A 22,785-nucleotide genomic window follows, 5' to 3' on the forward strand; every position below is an offset into this window, starting at 1 on the left:
GAGCCTGCTCGCGATGTGGCCAGTACTGCCAACCTCTATGTGATGGTCAGTCAGTCTCGATCCGCGAGTGTTTGCGGGTGTCTTTCATGGTCACATACACCAGCAACGACACCGCGATGCAGGCGGTGACATACCAGTAGTAACCGGTTTCCATGCCGATGCTCTTGAACCACAGGGCGATGTATTCAGCGGTACCGCCGAAGATCGACACGGTCAGCGCATACGGCAGGCCGACGCCCAGGGCGCGGATTTCGGTGGGGAACAGTTCGGCTTTGACCACCGCGTTGATCGAGGTGTAGCCGCTGACGATGATCAGCGCCGCCATGATCAGGAAGAACGCGCCCCACCAGGTCTGGATGGTGTGCAGGGTGGTGAGGATCGGCACGGTGAACAGGGTGCCGAGAATGCCGAAGGCGATCAGGATCGGCCGCCGCCCGACTTTATCCGACAAGCCGCCGATGACCGGTTGCAGGCACATGAACAGGAACAGCGTGGCCGCCGAAATGGTGGTGGAGTCGGAGATGCTCATGCCGACCGTGTTCACCAGGTATTTCTGCATGTAGGTGGTGTAGGTGTAGAAGGCCAGGGTGCCGCCCATGGTCAGGCCGACCACGGTCATCAGTTCCTTGGGATGACGCAGCAGGGTGCGCATGGCGCTTTCTTTGGACTTTTCTTTCTTGGTGAACGACTCGGTTTCTTCCATCCCGCGACGCAGGTACAACGCGACGATGGCACACAGTGCGCCGATACCAAACGGAATGCGCCAGCCCCAGTCGTACAGTTGTTCGGTAGTCAGGGTTTGCTGCAGCACGATCAGCACGCCCAGAGCGATGAGCTGGCCGGAGATCAGCGTGACGTACTGGAAGCTCGAAAAGAAGCCGCGACGTTCCTTGGTCGCCATTTCGCTCAGGTAAGTCGCCGAGGTGCCGTACTCGCCACCCACCGACAGGCCCTGCAGCAAGCGGGCGAACACCAGCAGAATCGGTGCGCCGACGCCGATGGTTTCATAACCCGGGCTCAACGCGATGATCAGCGAGCCGAAGCACATCAGGTACACCGACGCCATCAGCGCCGCTTTACGTCCGGCGCGGTCGGCGTACAGGCCCATCAGCCAGCCGCCGATCGGGCGCATCAAAAAGCCCACGGCGAAAATCGCGGCGGTGTTCAGCAGTTGGGCGGTGGTGTCGCCTTTGGGGAAAAAGGCTTTGGCGAAGTACAGCGAGAAGGCGGCGTAGACGTACCAGTCGTACCACTCGACCATGTTGCCGACAGAACCGCTGAAGATCGATTTGATGCGGCTGGCCGTGGTCTTTTCTTTGGCAGGCACAGCGGCCGACCCAAGAGGCAGGGTTTGTGAGTTATCCATGACGGATCCTTCATTTAATTGTTTTTGTGGAGCGCGCGTAAACGCAGCCTGGGAGGGCTATAGCAGGAGCTGTGCCAAGGGGGAGAGGGCCGGTTTAGAGGGGTTAATGGGAATGGGTGAGCGGAAATCCGCTTATTCAGATTGGGTGACAGGCGAAAAACCGCTTATGCAGTTCATTGATTTGCGTTGTCTGTACCTGCCTCATCGCGAGCAGGCTTGCTCCCACAGTGGATCGGCGTCATGCACAAAATCTGAGCCTGACTCGGTCAATGTGGGAGCGAGCCTGCTCGCGATGAGGCCGTTACAGACAGTACAAAAATTCAGCTCTCTCGCAGGAATGTTTCTCGGCTCAGCCCATGCCGCTGCATCTTTTCATTGAAGGTCCGGCGCGGCAGTTGCAGTTCTTCCAGCACGGCTTTGATATCACCCTTGTGCCGGGTCAGCGCGGCTCGCAGGCACTGTGCTTCGAAGGCTTCCTGCTGGGCGGCGAGGGACTGGCCGGGTTCGATGCCGACCGGTTCCGGTTCGCCCAGGCCCAGCACCTGGCGCTCGGCGACGTTCGCCAGTTCGCGCACATTGCCCGGCCAGTCGTGGCTCAGCAACCGACTCAACTGCGGGCCGCTCAGAGGCGGAAAGCTGCGTCCCAGCCGCTGCGCGGCGGCATGAGCGAAGTGTTCGAACAGCAACGGAATGTCCTCACGCCGTTCGCGCAATGGCGGCAGGCGTAACTCCGCGACGTTCAGCCGATACGCCAGGTCTTCGCGAAAACGCCCGGCGCGGGCTTCATCGAGCAGGTCGGGTTTGGTCGCGGCGATGATCCGCAGGTCCACGTGAATGCTCTGGTTGGAGCCCAGTCGCTCGAGCTTTTGCTCCTGCAACACGCGCAGTAATTTGACCTGCTGAGCCAGCGGCATGCTTTCGATTTCATCGAGGAACAAGGTGCCGCCATCGGCGTATTCAAGCTTGCCGATACGTTTGCCCTGAGCGCCGGTGAAGGCACCGCTTTCATGACCGAACAACTCGGCTTCGAACAGCTGCTCGGGGATCGCCGCACAGTTCAGCGCCACGAACGCTTTGTCGGCGCGCGGGCCAAAATCATGCAGGCAACGGGCGACCAGCTCTTTGCCGCTGCCGGTTTCGCCACGGATCAGCACGTTCACCGGCAGCGCCGCAAGGTCCAGCACTTGCCGACGCAGGGTCTGCAAACCACGGGAGACGCCGAGCAGACTGGCGTCTAGTTTGCTGCGGTTATCGGCCTGTTCGTGCAGGGCGCGGTTTTCCAGCACCAGTCGACGTTTGTCCAGCGCCCGACGCAGGCTGCTGAGCAAGGTTTCCGGGCTGAAGGGTTTTTCGAGGAAGTCGTAGGCGCCATCGCGCATGGCTTCAACCGCCATCGGCACATCGCCGTGACCGGTCAGCAGGATCACCGGCAAATCGGCGTCCCGCTGTTGCAGCCGGGCCAGGAGTTCCAGGCCGGTCATGCCGGGCATCCGCACATCGCTGAGGATCACCCCCGGGAAATTCGCCGGCAACTGCGCCAGGCATTCATCGGCGCGACTGAACAGTTTGACCTCGAACCCCGAGAGGCTCAGCCACTGTTCGACGGCATCGCGAATGCTGCTTTCGTCATCGACCACGATCACCGCGTTCAACATTGAATGTGCGCCTCCAGATCGATGGGCAAGGTGAGGGTGAAGACCGCGCCGTCGCTGTGATTGTCGGCGTTCAGGCGACCGCCCAGTTCATGCACGATGGCGAACGATACCGCCAGCCCGAGGCCCAGGCCATCACCCACCGGTTTGGTGGTGAAGAACGGATCGAAGACCTTCGGCAGATCCTGCGGCGCAATACCGCCGCCGCTGTCGGCGACCGTCAGGCGCCACAACTGCTGATCGGCTTCAAGGCGGATTTCCAGGTGCTTGAGCGGTTTGTCACGCATCGCGTCGAGGGCATTGCGCAGCAGATTGATCAGCACCTGTTCCAGGCGAATCGCATCGCCGCGAACCCAGGCTGGGCGACTCAGGTGCAAAACCCAGTCGATCTGTTCATCGCGTAGCCGCGCGTCAAGCAACTGCAAGGATTGATCGACCACCGCCGCCAGGTCCAGACGCTCGCGCAAACCGCTGGGGGTTTTACGGGCGAATGTCTTGAGGTGACTGGTGAGGGCGGCCATGCGCGTCAGCATTTCATCGACCGGTCTCAGCGCTTTATACGCATCGTCGACGCGGCCGTGATCGAGCAGCAGGCGCAAGGTTGCCAGTTGCATACGCTGGGCGGTGAGTGGCTGGTTGATTTCATGGGCCAGGGCCGCTGACATTTGCCCCAGCGCCGCGAGTTTGGCCGATTGCACCAGACCGTCCTGAGCGGTGCGCAGCTCGCGAGTGCGCTCTTCAACCAAGTGCTCTAGCTCTTCGCGGCTGCGCTGACGCAACCTGGCCAGACGCCAACGCTGGCTGAGGAACAGCAGCAAAAACACCAGTGTCAGCCACACTCCGGCAGCGGCCAGCCCGGCGTTGCGCACATCTTCGAAGGCCACTTGTGGACGACGCAGCAGGTGCAATGTCCAGCCTTCGGTGCTCAAGGGCAGCGATTCCCAGAGGTAATCCGCTGTGCCGTCGGGGCCGTCGACGCGGGCCAGGTAACTGTTTTCGTCAAAGCGCCGAATCGGTTGATGGTCGAGCGGGGTCAGTGGTTGCTTGTCGTATTGGCGGGTGGTTTTGAGCTCGGCGCGATCAGTGTCCGATAGCGTGCCCAGCAACCGATAGCGCCACCCCGGCTGATTGGCGATAAACACAATGCCCCGCGCATCGCTGACCAGCAGGGTGTCACTGCCTTGACGCCATTCGCGCTCCAGCTCCGGAAACTCGAGTTTCACCACCATGGCGCCGAGAAACTCGCCGTTATCGCCCGTCACCGCACTGGACAGAAAATACCCGGGAATTCCACTGGTCACGCCCACTGCGTAAAAGCGCCCGGCGCCCTGGCTGCGGGTTTGGCTGAAGTAGGGCCGAAAGCCGTAGTTGTGGCCAACGTAGCTGCTGGGCAAGCGCCAATTGCTGGCAGCCACGGCCAGGCCGGTGTGATCCAGCAGTTCCAGGGTGGACGACTGGGCCGCGCCGTTGATCTTTTCCAGTTTGCGGTTCAGCGCATCCTGTTGATCAGCACCCACCGGGCCATCGAGTGCGGCGCGTAGCTGCGGGTCCAGCGCCAGCACCGCGGGCAGGGTGCGGTAGCGCTCGATCAGGGTGTGCAGGGAGTTGGCGTATAAGGCCAATTGCTGATTGGCGCGGGCGGCATCGTCCACCTGGGCCTGGCGTTCGGCGTGGCGCATGGCCAACCCGGCAGCCAACGCAGCGCCAGCGAGGATCAGCAGGGTGTACAGCGTCAGGCGTAATGGACGAGAGATCGCAAGCATGGCGTAAAAACAGTCAGCAATACGGGCGCGCACCATAGCATGCAGTGGTGCAGGAGGACTTGACCAAAGACACCGTCGGCGAGCCGTCATGGATAACAAAAAAACCGCGCTGTTTTTGCAAACAGCGCGGCTTTCTTTTCCAGCGGTTAAAGGCTTATTGCACTTCTACCGCCAGGCTTTCACTGATTTTCTTCTGCCAGATGGCGGGGCCCGTGATGTGCACCGACTCACCTTTGCTGTCGACCGCCACGGTCACTGGCATGTCTTTTACGTCGAACTCGTAGATCGCTTCCATGCCCAGTTCGGCGAAAGCCACTACGCGAGACTTCTTGATTGCTTGCGCCACCAGGTAAGCCGCGCCGCCTACTGCCATCAGGTAAACAGCCTTGTGGTCCTTGATCGCTTCGATCGCAGTCGGGCCGCGTTCGGATTTGCCGATCATGCCCAGCAGGCCGGTTTGTTCGAGGATCTGGCGGGTGAACTTGTCCATCCGCGTCGCGGTGGTCGGGCCAGCAGGACCCACCACTTCTTCGCGCACCGGATCAACCGGGCCGACGTAGTAGATGAAACGACCTTTCAGGTCCACCGGGAGGGTTTCACCCTTGTTCAGCATCTCGACCATGCGCTTGTGCGCAGCGTCGCGACCGGTGAGCATCTTGCCGTTCAGCAGGACGGTTTCGCCCGGCTTCCAGCTTTGGACTTCTTCCGGGGTCAGGGTGTCGAGATTGACGCGACGGGCCGAAGGGCCGGCTTCCCAGACAATTTCAGGGTAGGCGTCCAACGGTGGCGCTTCCAGCGATGCCGGGCCGGAGCCGTCGAGCACGAAGTGCGCGTGACGGGTGGCGGCGCAGTTGGGGATCATGCACACCGGCAACGAAGCGGCGTGGGTCGGGTAATCCATGATCTTCACGTCGAGTACGGTGGTCAGGCCGCCCAGGCCCTGGGCGCCGATGCCCAGTTGGTTGACCTTCTCGAACAGCTCCAGACGCATCTCTTCGATACGGTTGGACGGGCCGCGTTTTTTCAGCTCGTGGATGTCGATGGATTCCATCAACACTTCCTTGGCCATCACCGCGGCTTTCTCGGCGGTGCCGCCGATGCCGATGCCGAGCATGCCCGGTGGGCACCAGCCAGCGCCCATTTCCGGAACGGTTTTCAGCACCCAGTCAACGATCGAGTCGGACGGGTTGAGCATGGCCATTTTCGACTTGTTCTCGGAACCGCCGCCCTTGGCTGCCACGTCGACTTCCACGGTGTTACCCGGAACGATCGAGTAGTGGATCACCGCCGGGGTGTTGTCCTTGGTGTTTTTACGAGCGCCCGCCGGGTCGGCGAGGATCGAAGCACGCAGGACGTTTTCCGGCAGGTTGTAGGCGCGACGTACGCCTTCGTTGATCATGTCGTCCAGGCCCATGGTTGCGCCATCCCAGCGCACGTCCATGCCCACGCGGACAAACACGGTCACGATGCCGGTGTCCTGGCAAATCGGACGGTGGCCGGTGGCACACATGCGCGAGTTGATCAGGATCTGCGCCATCGAATCGCGGGCTGCCGGTGATTCTTCACGCAGGTAGGCCTCGTGCATCGCCTGGATGAAATCCACGGGGTGGTAGTAGGAAATGAACTGCAGGGCGTCAGCAACGCTCTGAATCAGGTCGTCTTGCTTGATCACGGTCATGAGTCGCGCTCCTCTAAAAGACGGGAACATTCAATAAGGTGCTTGCAGTTGGGGTGCATCGGTCGGCTGCAAACACCTTTCAAGGCACGCCGGGGTTGCTGGCGCGACGCTAAAAAGGCGCGGCAGTATAACGCGCCTCGAAGCCGGGCACACCCGCCGGCAGTCAAACCAAAGTCGCATAGGGTCAAGCATGCTTATCTGTTGGCGTGGCGAGGGAGCTTGCTCCCGCTGGACTGCGAAGCAGGCCTGAAGCTTCCCACCTCGATGTATCAGGCACACCTGGCCGGCCGGATTTGCGGCCGCTTCGCAGCCGAGCGGGAGCAAGCTCCCTCGCCACAAAGGTTTGCCTGGTCTGCATTGCATCGTGCGTGCCTATCGCCCCAAAATTGAATGGTCATTCTTGAGGTGCAACACTAAAGTGGCATCTGGCATTTCAGGGCCGAACATTTTTATCAGCCCCTCTGTACGGCGAGCCCACGATTGACCCATAACGCTATCCGGAGTCTGTTGCTCAAGCGCTTTATTCTGGCGACGGGCACCTATGCACTGGCGGTATTGCTGTTGTGGCTGGCGATTATCAGTGGTCACTATCAAGGCCCAGTGCGCAGTGCGGTGATCGGCACGCTGCTGGTGATGCTCAGCCAGTTGGTGTTGTTCGCGGTGTTTTTCACCGGGCGCAATCTGCGGTTTGCCGACCCGAGCCTGACCGAAGTTCAGGTGCTGCTGGGGCTGGGCTGGCAGACCTGGTTGATCGCTCACCTGGACGTGGCCCGCGGCGCCTTTCTGGTGTTTTACCTGTTGATTCTGTTATTCGGCCTGTTCCATCTGCCACGCCGAGCGTTTGTCCGATGTGCGGTATTGGTTTTTGTAAGCTTTGCAGGCCTTAACCTCTGGGAAGGCTATCACCTCGAACTGGCCGACCCGGCGCTGGCGGCGCTGCAAGTCTGCGTGTTGTTTATCGTGCTGGTCTGGCTGACGCTGTATGCCAGCTACGTTCAGACCTCGCGGCAACGCATGCGCCAGCGGCGGTTTGCCTTGCAAGCGCATCAAGACACCTTGCGCGGGATGATGCGCCAACTCGAAGACCTGGTGGCCACCGACGAACTCACCGGGCTGTTCAACCGCCGGCATTTTCTACGCCTGGCTTCGCGCGAACTGCGCAGTATGGAAGAGGGCATGGTGCATGGTCTGGCACTGATTGACCTCGACCACTTCAAACGCATCAATGACAAGTATGGCCATGCGGCCGGCGATCAGGTGTTGCAGGCGTTCGCAGGTGTCGCCACGGCCTGCCTGCGCGAAGACGATGTACTGGCGCGTTATGGCGGTGAGGAATTTGTGTTGTTGCTACCCGATTGTGGTCCCGAGCGCCTGACCTCCTGCTGCGAGCGGCTGCGCATTGCCTTTACCGATGTCGAACTGATCGGTCTGCCGGTGCAGGACCTGAGCCTGTCCGCCGGCATGACCTTGCTTGAACCGGGTGACCACCTGGATGACGCCTTGCAGCGTGCCGATCAGGCGCTGTATCGCGCCAAGCGTGACGGTCGCAATCGCTGTGCCGCGGCCTGGGAGAACGTCGATGCCTGAGTTGCGAGTGGGCGAACGTCAGTGGTCGGTGGCAGCGGGCAGCAACCTGCTCGATGCCTTGAACCAGAACGGCTCGCATGTGCCCTACAGTTGCCGCGCCGGCAGTTGCCACGCATGCCTGGTGCATTGCCTCAAAGGCGAGGTAAGCGACCGACGACCCGATGCGCTGGGCACCGAGCAACGTGAGCGAGGTTGGCGGCTGGCCTGTCAGTGCGAGGTCGTCGATGATCTGCACGTGGCGGTGTTCGATCCGCTGCGCGATGGCTTGCCGGCCACCGTTGTAGCGGCCGACTGGTTGAGTGCCAGCGTGTTGCGCCTGCGCTTGCAGCCCGAGCGGCCCTTGCGTTATCAGGCCGGGCAGCATCTGGTGTTGTGGGCTGGCAACGTGGCGCGGCCGTATTCGCTGGCCAGCCTGCCGCAGGAAGATCGTTTTCTGGAGTTTCACCTCGACTGTCGCTTGCCGGGCGAATTCAGCGATGCGGCACGCTTGCTGAAAATCGGTGACCCGATTCGCCTGGGCGAGTTGCGCGGCGGTGCGCTGCATTACGACCCCGACTGGCAAACCCAGCCGTTGTGGCTGCTGGCGGCCGGCACCGGATTGGCGCCATTGTTCGGCGTTTTGCGTGAGGCGTTGCGCCAGGATCACCAAGGCTCCATTCGGGTGATTCATCTGGCCCACGATACCCGCGAGCATTACCTGGCCAAACCCTTGGCAGCGCTGGCAGCACACCATCCCAACCTGAGCGTCGAACTGTTGACAGCGGCTGAGTTGACCGCGGCTTTGGCGCAATTGCGCCTTGTTTCCCGGCAAACCCTGGCATTACTCTGCGGGCACCCCGACAGCGTCGACGCCTTTGCCCGGCGCCTGTACCTGGCTGGGCTGCCGCGCAATCAACTGTTGGCCGATGTCTTCGTGCCGCGGGGTTGAACGCGAAATCACTTTCATGAGACTCACTATGACGAACGCCATCCTGCTGGAACGTGAGCGCGGGCTGCTGACTTTGCGCCTGAACCGCCCGGACAAGAAAAACGCCCTGACCCGCGCCATGTACAGCCAGTTGGCGGACGCCTTGCAACAGGCCGACGCCGACCCCGAGATCAACGCCATATTGATCACTGGCAGCAACGAGTGCTTCACCGCCGGCAACGACATCGTCGACTTCCTTGAAGAACCGCCGAGCGACCTCGCAAGCCCGGTGTTCCAGTTCATGCGCAGCCTGCTGGAATGCCGCAAGCCGGTGATCGCGGCCGTGGCCGGCGCCGCCGTGGGCATCGGCACCACCTTGCTGCTGCATTGCGACCTGGTGTACATCAGCGCGGATGCGAAGTTGCGCATGCCGTTCGTCAACCTCGGGTTGTGCCCGGAATTTGGTTCCAGCCTGATCCTGCCACGCTTGCTTGGGCAGGCCAAAGCGACCGAGTTGTTGCTGCTGGGCGAAGGTTTCAACGGTGAACAGGCCGCCGCCTGGGGAATTGCCACTGCGGCGCTGCCCAATGGCGAGGCCGCAGTGGCCAAGGCGCGCGAAATGGCATTGCGCTTCGAAACACTGGCACCCGAAGCAGTGCGTATCAGCAAACAGCTGATGAAGGCTGCGGACCGCGAGCAATTGCGCAAAGCGATCGAGGAGGAGGGCAACCTGTTTGTCCAACGGCTGCGTTCGCCGGAAGCGATTGCGGCGTTGTCGGGGTTTATCAACCGAACCTGAATTTTTGTTGACTGGGCCGATGCCTTCGCGAGCAGGCATCACATCTCCTAAGTCAGAAACCAAAAAGCCCCGTCATTCACATGACGGGGCTTTTGCGTTTCAGCGGTCCGAGACTCAGACCATCTTGTCGCCAACGTGCAGGATCTTCATGCCGTTGGTGCCGCCGATGGTGTGGTAGCTGTCGCCCTTGGTCAGGATGACCCAGTCGCCTTTTTCGACCACACCGAGTTTGAGCAACTCGTCGATCGCGGCCTGGCTGACTTGCTCAGGCGGCAACGATGCCGGGTCGAACGGTACGGTGTAGACGCCACGGAACATGGCTGCGCGGGCCTGGGTTTCGCGGTGCGGGGAAAACGCGTAGATCGGCACCGAGGAACGGATGCGCGACATGATCAACGGCGTGTAGCCACTTTCGGTCAAGGCAATGATCGCCTTCACGCCCGGGAAGTGGTTGGCCGTGTACATGGCCGCCAGGGCGATACTCTGGTCGCAGCTTTCGAACACTTTACCGATACGGTGGCTGGAGGTTTTGCTGGTCGGGTGCTTTTCAGCGCCGATGCAAATCCGCGCCATGGCCTGGACCGCTTCGAGCGGGTATTGGCCGGCGGCGCTTTCCGCCGAGAGCATCACGGCGTCGGTGTAGTCGAGCACGGCGTTGGCTACGTCGGACACTTCCGCGCGGGTCGGCATCGGGTTCAGGATCATCGACTCCATCATCTGGGTCGCCACGATCACCGCTTTATTGTGGCGGCGTGCGTGCAGGATGATCTTCTTCTGAATACCTACCAGCTCGGCGTCGCCGATTTCCACGCCCAAATCACCACGGGCGACCATCACGGCGTCCGAGGCTTTGATCAGGCCGTCGAGGGTTTCGTCATCGGCCACGGCTTCAGCGCGCTCGATCTTTGCCACCAGCCAGGCGGTGCCGCCAGCTTCGTCGCGCAGCTGGCGGGCGTATTCCATGTCGGCGGCATCGCGCGGGAAGGACACGGCGAGGTAGTCGACTTCCATTTCTGCGGCGAGCTTGATGTCGGCCTTGTCTTTTTCAGTCAGGGCCGGGGCTGTCAGGCCGCCACCGCGACGGTTGATGCCTTTGTGGTCCGACAGTGGGCCGCCGATGGTCACGGTGCAATGCAGCTCGGTCGCGGTGGCGGTATCCACGCGCATCACCACGCGACCGTCGTCGAGCAGCAGCTCGTCGCCCACGCCGCAATCCTTGACCAGGTCCGGGTAGTCGATGCCGACCACTTGCTGGTTGCCTTCGGTCAGCGGATGGCTGGTGGAGAAGGTGAATTGATCACCGATCTTCAGCTCGATGCGCTTGTTGGCGAACTTGGCGATACGAATTTTCGGGCCTTGCAGGTCACCCAGCAGGGCGACGAAGCGGCCGTGCTTGGCGGCGAGGTCACGCACCAGCCTGGCGCGAGCCTTGTGCTCGTCGGGCGTGCCGTGGGAAAAGTTCAAGCGGGCAACGTCCAGGCCAGCCAGAATCAGCTGTTCGAGAACTTCCGGCGAGTTACTGGCCGGGCCAAGGGTAGCGACGATTTTGGTACGACGGACGGACATGCAGAGACTCCTGAGTTCAAGCGCTGAGTGAGGCTACTATGGTCTGCGGTTGTAGTCATTGTTCGTTTGCACTACTTATTATTCGTTTTTTTTTCTTATTCGCTTCTTTATCGAACGGTACAACTTTGATTCGAAGCCTCCTGAAGATTTTCGTCGACGGGTCGATACAGAGCACAAGACAGGAGACCCCCCCCATGCGATTCGTGCTCATTGCCGCCCTTGCCCTCAGTGCCACGGGCTGCACCCGTTGGTCGATGGACCATCATTTAAACAACGCCTACCGCGCTTATGACCGTGGCAACTGTGAGGACGCAATGCTTGAATTGTCCCAGGTCGATCGCAACAGCCGGGCGCGGCGTTATATACAGCCGGAAGTGTCGATGCTGCGCGGCCAGTGCCTGGAACGTCAAAAACTGTACGTTGACGCGGCCCAGACTTACCAGTTCATCATCGCCCAGTACCCGGACAACGAGTACGCGTACCGTGCCCGTGCGCGGCTGGAAACCTTGCAGGCGCTGGGGTGGTACCCGCCGCGCAGCAGCGCCAAGAGCATTCCCGCGCCGTTGTAATGCAGGTTGTCATTTAAAGGCTGGGGGTATGCCAGCCTTGAGCTAATCTTCGATTGGCGGGTTTTAGAATGTTCAACCTAAATCACGTCAATCCCTGTGATCGGCGACGGTGAGGCGGATGTACAACGGTGACGTTCGCATCGGGATCGGGGAGAGCGCTCCTGTCTGGCAGGCACGTTCCGAAGTCTTAGTACGACCTTGCCCAAGGGTCTTGCCATAGCGATAAACACTATGTTCACTGAGCGCCGGATCGAGCGGCATCAACTGCCGCATTTCCTGAAAGTGTTCAACAGCGTCACCGACAAACCCATCGGCTTTCTCGGCAATGTGTCCGAAGACGGCCTGATGCTTATCAGCCTGTTGCCGATGATGGTCGGCGCAGCGTTTGACCTGCGCCTGAAAATCCCCGCCAGCGAAGATATTTTGCAGGTGGTCGACCTGCGCGCCATTTGCCTGTGGTGCCATGAAGACGCCACCCCTCAGCATTATGACGCGGGGTTTATGGTGCAACGAGCACCGCCTGAATATGGGCAACTGGTGAGCGCCTTGCATCGGTACTTCAGTTTTTATCCGGTGCCGGCGTCGGCTTGATCCTTCTGCGCACATTCACTGCCGCAAACCCGGGCCCGTAGGTGTAGGCCATCAGGGATTCGTTGTTGATATCGTGGTGGTAGTGAGATTTTTAGAGCACCCCGGCTTTTTTCCAGCTCAAATACCGCGTCACCAACTCCGCGCCCAGTTCATTGGGCCGTACATCCAGCACCGGCACTCCATGGGCGTTCAGCCGCTCATGGAGTTCGGCCCGGGCATTCAAATAATCGACCGTGCCACAATAGGCCAGCGCCTCAGGCAAGGTGTGCACGGGCGTTTGACGCACGTTATCGAGCACCTCTTCGCGCAGGCTGGCCACCAGCACCCGGTGTTGTTTACCCAGGCGTTTGGCCGCGCTGAGCAGTTCTTCGTCGTCGTCATCGCGCAGATTGGTGATCAGTACCACCAGTGCCCGACGTTTTTGCCGGGCCAGCAATTGACTGGCGGCGGCCTGGTAGTCGGCAGAGCGTTGGCTGCTGTCCAGATCGTAAACGGCGTTGAGCAACACATTGAGCTGGCCAGTGCCTTTGACCGGGGCGAGGTAGCGTGGCTGTTCGTTGGCGAAAGTGCTCAGGCCTACGGCATCGCCCTGACGTAATGCCACGTAGCTGAGCAGCAGGCAGGCATTGAGCGCATGGTCGAAATGCGCCAGTTCACCGTCCTGGCTGCGCATGTGGCGGCCGCAATCGAGCAGGAAGATGATCTGCTGGTCGCGCTCGTCCTGGTACTCCCGGGCAATCGGTGTGCGTTGGCGCGCAGTGGCTTTCCAGTCGATCTGGCGCAGGCTGTCGCCTTCGCGAAACTCCCTCAATTGATGGAACTCAAGGCCCAACCCGCGACGTTGCCGCTGGCGTACGCCGAGCTGGCTCAGCCAGTTGTCGACAGCCAGCAACTGCGCGCCGTACAGACGGGCGAAATCCGGGTAGACGCGAGTGCTGTCGGTGACGTTCAGGTAGCGCCGGGCGGACCATAAACCGAAGGGGCTGGGCAGGTTGATTTCGCAGCGATCGAAGCTGAAATGGCCGCGTCGCAGAGGGCGTAGGCGATAACTGATCAGGCTGTGCTGGCCAGGTTGCAGTTCAACCGATTGCGGCAGGTGTTCGAAGCTCAGGCCGTCGGGGACGTGGTCGAACAGTTGCGCGTTCAAGGGGAGTGGATAGTCGTGTTGAATCCGGACGCTCACCTCACTCCAGCGTCCGAGCGCGAGGCTGCCGGGCATCTGACGTTGTACGACGGGCGACGGCACGCGCATCAGCCGGACGGCATCGAGCAACGCCAGCAATAGAAGCGCCAGCAGCAAGCCCCAGTTGATCGACAGCAGGCTCGGTGCAACGCGCAAACCCAAGGCTCTGAAAGTGCCGAGCGCGATACTCAGGCCCAGCAGGGCCGCGAGCCAGATCAGCAAGAGGCGGGTGGGTTTCATGGCATGGGGTTCTTCAAAGGGCCGCCCACCTGTTTGCAAGGCATACCAATTGTGGCGAGGGAGCTTGCTCCCGCTGGGCTGCGTAGCAGTCCTGAAACCAGCCACCGCATTTTTTCAGGCATTGCGCGTTAGCTTGATTGCGACCGCTTCGCGGTCGAACGGGAGCAAGCTCCCTCGCCACAGGGGTGGGTGTCACCAAAGTCGCGATACTCACACTCTTGGCGCCGGAACCTGATCGAGCAGTTGCCTGAGCACCTGGTCGACCTCCAGCCCTTCGATGTCCAGCTCCGGGGCGATGCGCACGCGATGGCGCAGTACGGCCAGTGCGCAGCCTTTGATGTCATCCGGAATCACGAACTCACCACCGCGCAGCAGCGCCCGCGCCCGTGCTACCCGCACCAGGGAAATCGTCGCCCGTGGGCCGGCGCCGAGGGTCAGGCCGGGCCAGTTGCGAGTGGTGCGCGCCAGGCGTACGGCGTAGTCCAGAACCTGTTCATCCAGCGGCAGGTCGCTGGCGATCCGCTGCAAGGCCAGTACATCCTTGGCTTGCAGGACGGTGCGCAGCGGTTGCACATCGAGCATGTCGGCGCGGGTCGAGCGGCTGACCTGACGAACCATGTTCAGCTCCTGAGCGGCGTCGGGGTAGTCCATGCGCACCTTGAGCATGAAGCGGTCGAGCTCCGCTTCGGGCAGGGGGTAAGTGCCTTCCTGTTCGATGGGGTTTTGCGTCGCCAGCACCATGAACGGTTGCGCGATAGGCAGGGCGCGGCCTTCAAGGGTGACCTGGCGTTCCTGCATGGCTTCGAGTAGCGCAGCCTGGGTTTTCGCCGGTGCGCGGTTGATTTCGTCGGCCAGCAACAGGTTGGTGAACAGCGGGCCTTTGCGCAGTTTGAATTGTTCGGTTTGCAGGTCGTACACCGCATGCCCGGTGACGTCGCTGGGCATCAGGTCCGGGGTGAACTGAATGCGCGCAAACTCGCCACCGAAACAGCGGGCCAAGGCACGCACCAGCAAAGTCTTGCCCAATCCCGGAACGCCTTCGAGCAGCACATGGCCACCGGCAATCAGCGCGCTGAGCACATCGTCAATGACCGTGTCCTGGCCGATAACGGCCTTTTGCAGCTCAACGCGCACGGCTTGCACCAGTTGGCTGGCCCGCTGGCGCTGTTGGGCGGCATGGGTCTGGCTGGCAGGTTCGATGGAGTCATTCATCATAAGGCATTCCTGAGGGTTTGCAGGTGGGCGACCTGACGGCTGAACTCAGCGTTGGAGTACCGCTGTTCGGGCCGCGGGCTGAGTGCCTGGCTGATGGCGCGGGTCGGCTGACCGGTCAGGCGCGCGAGCACCTGCCATTGTTCGGCAACGCCGAGTTGTTCGAAGCCTGGGTGACGGTGTCGGGCGCGGCGCAGCACATCGTGTTGCAGAGCCAGCAGCAGGCTGTGCTGACCGCTGCGGCGCAACATGAAGTCTGCGCTGGCACGCAAGTGCTCCAGAAGTTGTCGGCGGGCTTTGGGGGCCGGAGCCTGCACGGGGCCCTGACGTAACCCGACATGCCAGATCCACAGGCCGACCAGCGCGGCGAGTGCCACCAGTGCCTGCGGGAAATAACGCAGCAGCATGGTCAGCAGGTCGTCGTGATCAATCGTGAAGAGCAGGGTCACACCGGTGTCCGAATACAGGTACCAGAGCAGCCAGGCATTGTCGTATTGGCCGATGTTCGGGTTTTTCCACAATTGGGCGTCGGTGACCACCGTGATGGAGCCCCGGCCATAACTGAGTTGCATCATGTGAGTGGCCAGCGCGCTGTTGGCCCAGGACTGCGCGAGGTTTTTCGGGTCTTCGAGATGGAACTGCGGATCGAAGCTGGCGTAGGCCGGAGCGTCTTCGTCTTCGAGATAGAGTTTGGTCAGGTTCGGGTAAGGGTCTGCTTCGGCATCGGCGGGTGGGTTGCCGAGATCCTTGCTCATGGATTGATGCAGTTGCACCCGGTCGAGGAGCAGGTCGCCGCTCTTGCCGGTTTTTTCATCCCACAAGGCTTCGGCCACAAACAGTAAGCGTCCACCGGCACGGGTCCAGTTCAGCACCTGATCGGCCTGGCGCGGGGTCATGTTGGCGCGATCACCGAGCAGTAACAGGCTCTGTTGATGCGGTTCCAGATACGGCAGGATGTCGAGGCTGTTGGCGTGAGTCACGGTCAGCCCTTGTTGATGCAAAAAGTGTTCGGCCGCCAGATACGGGTTGGCCCGGGCTTCGGGGGAAGGACCGTGGTCGATGACTTCCTGATAGGGCGTGACCTGCTGGTACAGATAAACGCCCAATGCAGCGAGCAGCCCGGCAATCAGCAGGCCAGGGATCAGGCGCCGATTCAACGTGCGGCTCCCGGGCCGAACAACGTCCGCCATCCGTCACACAGTTCCTGTTGCAGATGTGGCGGCGGCAAGCGATGCCCATAGGCCATGTTCTGCCAGTGCACCGTCAACGTTCTGCTGAAGGTTTGCAGAGCCGGTTCTTGTAGCTGTTGGACCCGTTCCAGCACCTGGCCCTCGGTGTCGGCGGTTTTCAGCGGGAGGTTGAAATCGTGCAGCAAACGGCTGAGCAAGGCCCGGTAGAGCAAGCCAAGGGCTTCGCGGGGCTGGGTCGGCCAGAGGCTTTCGACGCTGGCGGCAATATCGTCTGGCAGGGTTTCCCGGCCGAGATCAAGGCCGAACAGTTGCGCCGGCGCTGGGGGTGCGGGCGTGCTGCGCAGTCTCGGACGGCGGCTGACAAAGGTCTGTAGCCCATCGCGATAGCGCCAGATCAGCAGAGTAATGGCGCCGATGACGCTCGCCCACAGCAGCACCTCGATGACCCCTGCGAGGCCGGCGAAGCGCCGGCTGTCGAACAGTGCGAAAAACGCTTTGAGCCACCCCGGTATTTCCGTGTTGGCAGGTTGATCGGGTGTTTCTTTACCAAAGCGATAGTGGGTAACCGTCTGCGGATTCTTGAACGGTGGCGTGTCGAGTATGGCCTTGATGCTGTTGCTGGCGGCCTGGCTGGTCAGCGGTTGCTGGAGCAGGCGCGGGCTGTCGGGAGCGTCGGCGGGTTCGGTGGCCCAGAGTGGCTGTGTGGCGGGCAACCACAGTAGCCCGAGCATCAACAGGCAGGCAACGACGCTGCTCAGGCGTTGGCGCAGGCGGCGGAACACCAGTTCGATATCCCAGGCTTCGAGTCGGGTGCGACGGTTCATGTACAGGCTGAAACCGCAGGCGACATAGATCGGTTCCCACATGATCAGGATCAGCGCGTAGAGCGCATTGATCAGGTGGTTCAGCCAGAACCAGTCTTGCTCCGGGGAGGCGATCAGCGTTTGCCAGTCCCAGTTCAATTCTATTTGCGCAGGCAGCAAGAGATAGAACAGTACCATCAGACCCATCCACAAGGCCGCTTCCAGGTGAGCTCCGATCAGCGTCAGCCAGCGTGCTGCACCGCGATCGCGTTGTTGCAGCACGGCCAGGCGCTGCTGGCGTGCCAGACCGCTGAGTTCTTCAAGTTGCACGACCGGCATGATGAAGCTGCGACTCAGGCCAAAGCGCCGCCATGTCAGGCTGGCCAGCAACTGCGGCTTGAGCAGTCGCGGCCATTGGCGCAGCGTCTGCTTCAAGGTTGGGGTTTCGCCGAACAGGGCGCTGGAGAGGATGTACAGCGGCAACCGTTCGAACGCCGGTTTCAACCACCAGAACAGCAGCGCGGCCATTGAGGGCGAGTCCCACAGTACCAGGGTCAGCAGGGCAAACACCGGCAGTGTGACGATTGCCCAACTGGTTATCAGCAGGCGTCGATGTCGCTGGCTCAGCAGAACGCCGAGGTCCATGGCTTCCCAGGTGCTGCGAGGGCGGATGACCACGTTGGCGTCACTCAGGCGCATGGTGTGTCCGTCCGGCAACGATCAGGTAAGTCGCCATCACTAACCAAAGGGCTGCGCCCACCAGGTATTTGATCAGCGGTGCAAGCCCGGTGCGGGATGACCAATAGGCCTCGATAAACGCCGCGAGCAGCAGAAACAGCATGACGCCGCCGATCATCAAGACGCTTTTATGAGCTGCCAGGCGCAGCGCTTCACCGCGTGGCAAGCGGCCGGGGGCGATCAGCGCCCAGCCCAGTTGCAGGCCAGCCGCACCGGCCAGGGCGATGGCGCTGAGTTCAAAGGCGCCGTGGCCGATGACGAACGACCAGAAGTTTTCCCCGTAGCCGATATGCGTCAGGTGACCGGCAACCGCACCGATCATCAAACCGTTGAAGAACAGGAAAAACACGCTGCCCAGGCCAAACAGCAAACCGCTGGCATAGGTCTGAAAGGCGATGCCGATGTTGTGCATGATGTAGTAACCGAACATTACCCAGTCATCGCTGGCTGCACGTTGACCCAGGCGCCCCAGGTGACCGGCTGTCGGGTCGTACATGCCTTGCATCTCGGAAACCTGTTCAGCCGGGACCAGGCTGTAAATCAGCTCGGGGTACAGGTACACCAGCATACCGATGCCCACCAGCGAGCCGAAAAACAGCAGGCTTGAGACCAGCACGAAAGGCCATTGCTCACGGACCAGTCGAGGAAAACCGGCGAGGACAAAGGTCAGCAGATGGGCGCCGACCCGGCCGCGATGCCGGTAAAGTTGTTGATGCCCGCGCAGCACCAGCTGTTGCAAGGGGTCGATCAGGTAGCTGCTGTAGCCGCGTTCCTGTGCCAGCGCGAGGTGCTGGCACAACCGTCGGTAATCCTTGGGGAACGAGGTGTCATCGTTGGCATTGGCTTTGCCACGTTCGAGAAAATCGAGCTGTTGGGCAAATTGATCCCATTCGGTTCGATGGCGATTTTCGAAAAGGCTCTGCTTCATGCCGGCCCCAGCAAACCGCGCGCGATGCCATTGAGTTCGGCAACCGCGTGGGACGGTGAAACGTGGAGCGGCTCGGCGAGGATGCTGGCGAGCTCATTGACCCGCTCGCTGGAGAGCTCCGCCTGACGCTCGGCGAAACCCAGCACCGCGCGTTGCTCAATGAGGGTCAGCGCAAAGGGCGGGTGCAGTGCCTGGGCCTGCGGAATCTGTGGTCGGGTGACCGCTTGTTCGCGGTAGATCACCAGCGTACCGGCCGCAATATCGCCCAGCCGTTTGAAGGTCGGATGCTGCAGGCAGCTGATGGCGCCGAGGCTGTAGCCGAACGGCAGCATGTCGACGAACCGCAACAGGTTGCGGATCAGCGAGGCCGGCCAGCCAACGGGCGTTCCATCGTCGTGCACGACGCGCAGTCCCATCAGCTGTTTACCGGGCGAGCGGCCCTGGTTGAGGACCTCGAACAGCACCATGTACCACCAACTGACCAGAAACAGCAGCACCGCGCCCAGCCCGATGCCGATGTTCCCCAGCAAGGCCAGGACAATAAACAGCACGCCCAGCACCAGCCCGCGCACCCCCAGGTCAATGGCAAACGCCAGTACACGGGGCATCAACCCGGCAGGTCGAAGCGGCAGGTCGATGCCTTCCGGCGTTTCAACCTGATACCGCGTGTCCAGTGGTGGGGGCAGCGTTGCTGTCCTTGGCAGTGCTGAAGTCTGGCGCATGATCAACCTGGTAATGTGGCCTGGTCGGGATTCAATACGGTTTCGATGCTAGCAGTCTTCACCGCGCTAACAACATAACTATGTATGACAAGGTATCAGCGAGAAATGCTTGAATAGCAAGATTGCTGGTCGGCGCCGAGCTTGAGCGCCTAGACTTTGCCCGTCTCAAGTTCAGGAACGCTCCGTGACCTCCATCTTCTGGTACGACTACGAAACCACAGGCATCTCACCGCGCTGCGACCGTGCGCTGCAAATGGCCGGGATTCGTACCGACCTCGACCTCAACGAGATCGACGAGCCGGTCAATCTCTACTGCCAGCCGAGTGACGACATCCTGCCTCACCCGGCGGCGTGCGTGATTACCGGTATTACCCCCAGGCGCCTGGCCGAGCAAGGCCTGAGTGAGGCCGACTTCATGACCCGGGTTCATGCGCAACTTGCGGCCCCCGGAACCTGTGGTGCAGGTTACAACACCTTGCGCTTCGATGATGAAATGACCCGTTACAGCCTGTACCGCAATTTCTTTGATCCGTATGCGCGGGAGTGGCAGGGCGGCAACAGTCGCTGGGATTTGATCGATGTGGTGCGCGCGGCGTATGCGTTGCGCCCGGACGGTATCGTCTGGCCCATCGATGAGGGCCGTGTCACGTTGAAACTCGAACGCCTGACCGCCGCCAATGGCATCGACCATGGTCAGGCTCACGATGCATTGTCCGATGTGCGCGCAACTATCGCCCTGGCGCGGTTGATCCGCGACAAGCAGCCGAAACTCTACGACTGGCTGTTCAAATTGCGCAGCAAGCAAAAGGTCATGGATCAGATCCGGCTGTTACAACCGATGGTGCATATCTCCGGGCGTTTTTCGGCAGCCCGCAGCTATGTCGGGGTGGTCTTGCCGTTGGCCTGGCATCCGCGCAATCGCAATGCACTGATTGTCTGCGACCTGCATCTAGACCCGCAGGGACTACTCGATCAGGACGCCGAGACCTTGCGTCAGCGTTTGTACACACGCCGTGACGATTTGCTCGAAGGCGAATGGCCGGTGCCGCTCAAACTGATTCACATCAACCGTTGCCCGGTGGTGGCACCGTTGTCGGTGTTGCGCGCCGAAGACCGGCAGCGACTGCAACTGGACATGGCGCAGTATGAGGCGCGCGCACTGCGTCTAAGTGACGCACAAGAAGTATGGCGAGATAAAGTTCTGGCCATTTATGCCCGCGAAGATTTCACGCCGAGCGAGGATCCTGAGCAACAGTTATACGACGGCTTCATTGGCGATCGGGACCGGCGTTTATGCGAACAAGTCCGAAACGCGGACCCGGTGCAATTAGCGCAAGAGCAATGGCCGTTCGATGATGAACGTCTACCGGAATTATTATTTCGTTATCGTGCCCGCAACTTTCCCGACACGTTGAATGATGAGGAGCACGAGCGCTGGAGATTATTCTGTCAGCAACGTTTGTCAGACGCCCGATGGGGAGCGCCCAATACCTTGCAGGGGTTTAATGAGGCAATGGCGCAATGGTCGCTTAGTGCTACAGCGATTCAGCAGCAGGTACTGGACGAGTGGTGCGAATATGCCGACTCATTACGCAAGCGTTTGGATCTTTAAAGCAATCTGTACAAATGCCTGAAGGCGGGAGCATAAAAAAACGCCAGCGGATGCTGGCGTTTTCTGGCGTTCGCAAATGAACCTGCGAAGGGGGTTGCGGCTTAGCCCAGCAGGGTAGCCCAGCCTTCAACCACGTCACCGCCCCACTTGGCTTTCCACTCTTTCAGAGTTTTGTGGTTGCCACCTTTGGTTTCGATGACTTCGCCGTTGTGCGGGTTTTTGTATTGTTTAACCTTGCGAGCACGCTTGGTGCCGGTGGTTTTTTCTGCGCCGCGTGGTGCTTTAATTTTGGAAGATGGATCCAGGATGGCGGTGATGTCGCGCAGGGACTTGGAGTATTCGCCCATCAGGGTGCGCAGTTTACCTTCGAATTCCAGCTCGGTTTGCAGTTTGTCGTCTTGGGACAGGTTCTTCAAACGGGCTTGCAGCTCTTTGATAGCTTCTTCGGTGGCGCGGTATTCGTTGATCAAGGACATGAGGACTACCTTATGTTGGGCGCTGGATGACAGGGTACAGTGGCGCAATAATAGTCAGGGTGTTTCATCAAGTAAACATTTAAGCCGACTTTTATTTAATTTAATTAGAGTGCTCAGCGAAAAAAAATCTCATGCGCTGTTAAAACTTGTCACGGTTTCATCACGAATACTCACAAAAGCCTGCTTGCGTATTTCGGCAAAGAACATTGTTCAACGTTCAGGTGCTGCCAGTCGGCGGCGTGAAGCGACGGTGTGCCGGGCAGGGCGTCAGGAATACTGCAGTTTTGCTGCGCAATCGCTAGAATGGCGGCCTTTGCGAAGTTCTGGAGTTTTTCCCCCATGCGCACTTTTCGGCTAGTGATTGCTTGCCCGGACCGCGTCGGTATCGTTGCTAAAGTCAGTAACTTTCTGGCATCACACAATGGCTGGATCACTGAAGCGAGCCATCACTCGGACAATCTCAGTGGCTGGTTCTTCATGCGTCACGAAATTCGTGCCGATTCGCTGCCGTTCGGCCTTGAGGCGTTTCGTGAGGCCTTTGCGCCGATCGCCGAAGAGTTTTCGATGGACTGGCGTATCACCGACACCGCGCAGAAAAAGCGCGTGGTACTGATGGCCAGCCGCGAATCCCACTGCCTGGCCGACTTGTTGCACCGCTGGCACAGCGACGAGCTGGAATGCGAAATCTCCTGCGTGATTTCCAACCATGACGACCTGCGCAGCATGGTCGAGTGGCATGGCATTCCTTATTACCATGTGCCGGTGGACCCGCAGAACAAAGAGCCGGCATTTGCCGAAGTTTCGCGCCTGGTCAAACAGCACGATGCCGAAGTGGTGGTACTGGCGCGTTACATGCAGATCCTGCCGCCGGAACTGTGCACCGAGTACGCCCACAAGGTGATCAACATTCACCACAGTTTCCTGCCATCGTTCGTCGGTGCCAAGCCGTACCACCAGGCGTCGATGCGTGGCGTGAAGCTGATCGGCGCGACCTGCCACTACGTGACCGAAGAGCTGGACGCCGGTCCGATCATCGAGCAGGACGTGGTGCGCGTCAGCCACAGCGACAGTATCGAAGACATGGTGCGTTTCGGCCGTGATGTCGAGAAGATGGTGCTGGCCCGCGGCCTGCGCTATCACCTGGAAGACCGCGTGCTGGTGCATGGCAATAAAACCGTAGTGTTCTGATTGCCGAGCGCTGAT

20 protein-coding genes are annotated in these 22,785 nt (G+C 60.6%); 7 read left to right on the plus strand and 13 right to left on the minus strand.

The annotated features are described in order from the left end of the window. Positions 1-46 precede the first annotated feature (46 nt). From HK44_RS12075 to HK44_RS12090, 4 genes are all read right to left on the minus strand, one after another. Positions 47-1,366, minus strand: coding sequence for an MFS transporter (locus tag HK44_RS12075; RefSeq protein ID WP_019693300.1), 1,320 nt, complete (start codon positions 1,364-1,366; stop codon positions 47-49). A 320-nt stretch (positions 1,367-1,686) separates the two neighbouring features. Further along, positions 1,687-3,021 (minus strand): sigma-54-dependent transcriptional regulator, encoded by a 1,335-nt coding sequence (locus HK44_RS12080; protein ID WP_019693299.1) that lies wholly within the window; start codon positions 3,019-3,021, stop codon positions 1,687-1,689. Then, entirely contained in the window at positions 3,015-4,781 is a 1,767-nt protein-coding gene (locus HK44_RS12085) for a sensor histidine kinase (protein WP_024264881.1), read from the minus strand. Before HK44_RS12085 ends, HK44_RS12080 begins: the two co-directional genes overlap by 7 nt. Before the next feature lie 154 nt (positions 4,782-4,935). Then, positions 4,936-6,459 (minus strand): fumarate hydratase, encoded by a 1,524-nt coding sequence (locus HK44_RS12090; protein WP_019693298.1) that lies wholly within the window; start codon positions 6,457-6,459, stop codon positions 4,936-4,938. Positions 6,460-6,939: 480 nt separating this feature from the next. Here HK44_RS12090 and HK44_RS12095 point away from each other — a divergent pair, with 480 nt between their 5' ends. Genes HK44_RS12095 through HK44_RS12105 form a run of 3 tightly spaced genes read left to right on the plus strand, consistent with a single transcriptional unit; the run spans position 6,940 to position 9,752 of the window. Next, the gene (locus HK44_RS12095) at positions 6,940-8,046 is read left to right on the plus strand and encodes a GGDEF domain-containing protein (protein ID WP_019693297.1); all 1,107 of its coding nucleotides are present in this window, start codon (positions 6,940-6,942) and stop codon (positions 8,044-8,046) included. Continuing rightward, complete coding sequence (locus HK44_RS12100) at positions 8,039-8,974, plus strand: iron-sulfur-binding ferredoxin reductase (RefSeq protein ID WP_019693296.1); 936 nt, start codon at positions 8,039-8,041, stop codon at positions 8,972-8,974. The genes HK44_RS12095 and HK44_RS12100 overlap by 8 nt, the downstream gene beginning before the upstream one ends. 28 nt (positions 8,975-9,002) lie before the next feature. Further along, positions 9,003-9,752, plus strand: coding sequence for an enoyl-CoA hydratase-related protein (locus HK44_RS12105; RefSeq protein WP_019693295.1), 750 nt, complete (start codon positions 9,003-9,005; stop codon positions 9,750-9,752). 114 nt (positions 9,753-9,866) lie between these two features. On the opposite strand, the gene pyk is transcribed toward HK44_RS12105, so the two are convergent. Further along, the gene (gene pyk, locus HK44_RS12110) at positions 9,867-11,318 is read right to left on the minus strand and encodes a pyruvate kinase (protein ID WP_019693294.1); all 1,452 of its coding nucleotides are present in this window, start codon (positions 11,316-11,318) and stop codon (positions 9,867-9,869) included. A 194-nt stretch (positions 11,319-11,512) separates the two neighbouring features. Between pyk and HK44_RS12115 the strand changes: the two genes are divergently transcribed. Then, positions 11,513-11,887 (plus strand): tetratricopeptide repeat protein, encoded by a 375-nt coding sequence (locus tag HK44_RS12115; protein WP_019693293.1) that lies wholly within the window; start codon positions 11,513-11,515, stop codon positions 11,885-11,887. Positions 11,888-12,118: 231 nt separating this feature from the next. Beyond that, positions 12,119-12,478 (plus strand): pilus assembly protein PilZ, encoded by a 360-nt coding sequence (locus HK44_RS12120; RefSeq protein ID WP_019693292.1) that lies wholly within the window; start codon positions 12,119-12,121, stop codon positions 12,476-12,478. 91 nt (positions 12,479-12,569) lie between these two features. On the opposite strand, the gene HK44_RS12125 is transcribed toward HK44_RS12120, so the two are convergent. The 6 genes from HK44_RS12125 to HK44_RS12150 form a co-directional block, all read right to left on the minus strand. Continuing rightward, on the minus strand, positions 12,570-13,901 hold the full coding sequence (locus HK44_RS12125; RefSeq protein WP_019693291.1) for a DUF58 domain-containing protein: 1,332 nt from the start codon (positions 13,899-13,901) through the stop codon (positions 12,570-12,572). A 210-nt stretch (positions 13,902-14,111) separates the two neighbouring features. Beyond that, positions 14,112-15,113: an AAA family ATPase gene (locus HK44_RS12130; protein WP_024264882.1), complete on the minus strand. Its 1,002-nt coding sequence runs from the start codon at positions 15,111-15,113 to the stop codon at positions 14,112-14,114. Continuing rightward, positions 15,113-16,270 (minus strand): DUF4350 domain-containing protein, encoded by a 1,158-nt coding sequence (locus HK44_RS12135; RefSeq protein ID WP_024264883.1) that lies wholly within the window; start codon positions 16,268-16,270, stop codon positions 15,113-15,115. Before HK44_RS12135 ends, HK44_RS12130 begins: the two co-directional genes overlap by 1 nt. Next, positions 16,267-17,805 (minus strand): DUF4129 domain-containing protein, encoded by a 1,539-nt coding sequence (locus tag HK44_RS12140; protein WP_019693288.1) that lies wholly within the window; start codon positions 17,803-17,805, stop codon positions 16,267-16,269. Before HK44_RS12140 ends, HK44_RS12135 begins: the two co-directional genes overlap by 4 nt. Further along, positions 17,792-18,772 carry a stage II sporulation protein M gene (locus HK44_RS12145; RefSeq protein ID WP_019693301.1) on the minus strand — a complete coding sequence of 327 codons (981 nt, stop codon included), beginning with the start codon at positions 18,770-18,772 and terminating at the stop codon, positions 17,792-17,794. The genes HK44_RS12140 and HK44_RS12145 overlap by 14 nt, the downstream gene beginning before the upstream one ends. Next, a complete protein-coding gene (locus HK44_RS12150; RefSeq protein ID WP_019693287.1) occupies positions 18,769-19,494 on the minus strand; it encodes an RDD family protein in 726 nt (241 codons plus the stop codon). The genes HK44_RS12145 and HK44_RS12150 overlap by 4 nt, the downstream gene beginning before the upstream one ends. Before the next feature lie 184 nt (positions 19,495-19,678). Here HK44_RS12150 and sbcB point away from each other — a divergent pair, with 184 nt between their 5' ends. Further along, the gene (gene sbcB, locus HK44_RS12155; RefSeq protein ID WP_019693286.1) at positions 19,679-21,106 is read left to right on the plus strand and encodes an exodeoxyribonuclease I; all 1,428 of its coding nucleotides are present in this window, start codon (positions 19,679-19,681) and stop codon (positions 21,104-21,106) included. A 101-nt stretch (positions 21,107-21,207) separates the two neighbouring features. On the opposite strand, the gene mvaT is transcribed toward sbcB, so the two are convergent. Continuing rightward, positions 21,208-21,582, minus strand: coding sequence for a histone-like nucleoid-structuring protein MvaT (gene mvaT / locus HK44_RS12160; RefSeq protein WP_019693285.1), 375 nt, complete (start codon positions 21,580-21,582; stop codon positions 21,208-21,210). Between the two features lie 170 nt (positions 21,583-21,752). Beyond that, complete coding sequence (locus HK44_RS12165; RefSeq protein WP_158002033.1) at positions 21,753-21,923, minus strand: hypothetical protein; 171 nt, start codon at positions 21,921-21,923, stop codon at positions 21,753-21,755. Here HK44_RS12165 and purU point away from each other — a divergent pair. Next, positions 21,922-22,770: a formyltetrahydrofolate deformylase gene (purU, locus tag HK44_RS12170; RefSeq protein ID WP_024264884.1), complete on the plus strand. Its 849-nt coding sequence runs from the start codon at positions 21,922-21,924 to the stop codon at positions 22,768-22,770. The two genes, HK44_RS12165 and purU, sit on opposite strands and share 2 nt — an antisense overlap. Positions 22,771-22,785 lie beyond the last annotated feature (15 nt).

The sequence above is a fragment of the Pseudomonas fluorescens HK44 genome (assembly GCF_000217955.3).
GTDB lineage: Bacteria > Pseudomonadota > Gammaproteobacteria > Pseudomonadales > Pseudomonadaceae > Aquipseudomonas > Aquipseudomonas fluorescens_AQ.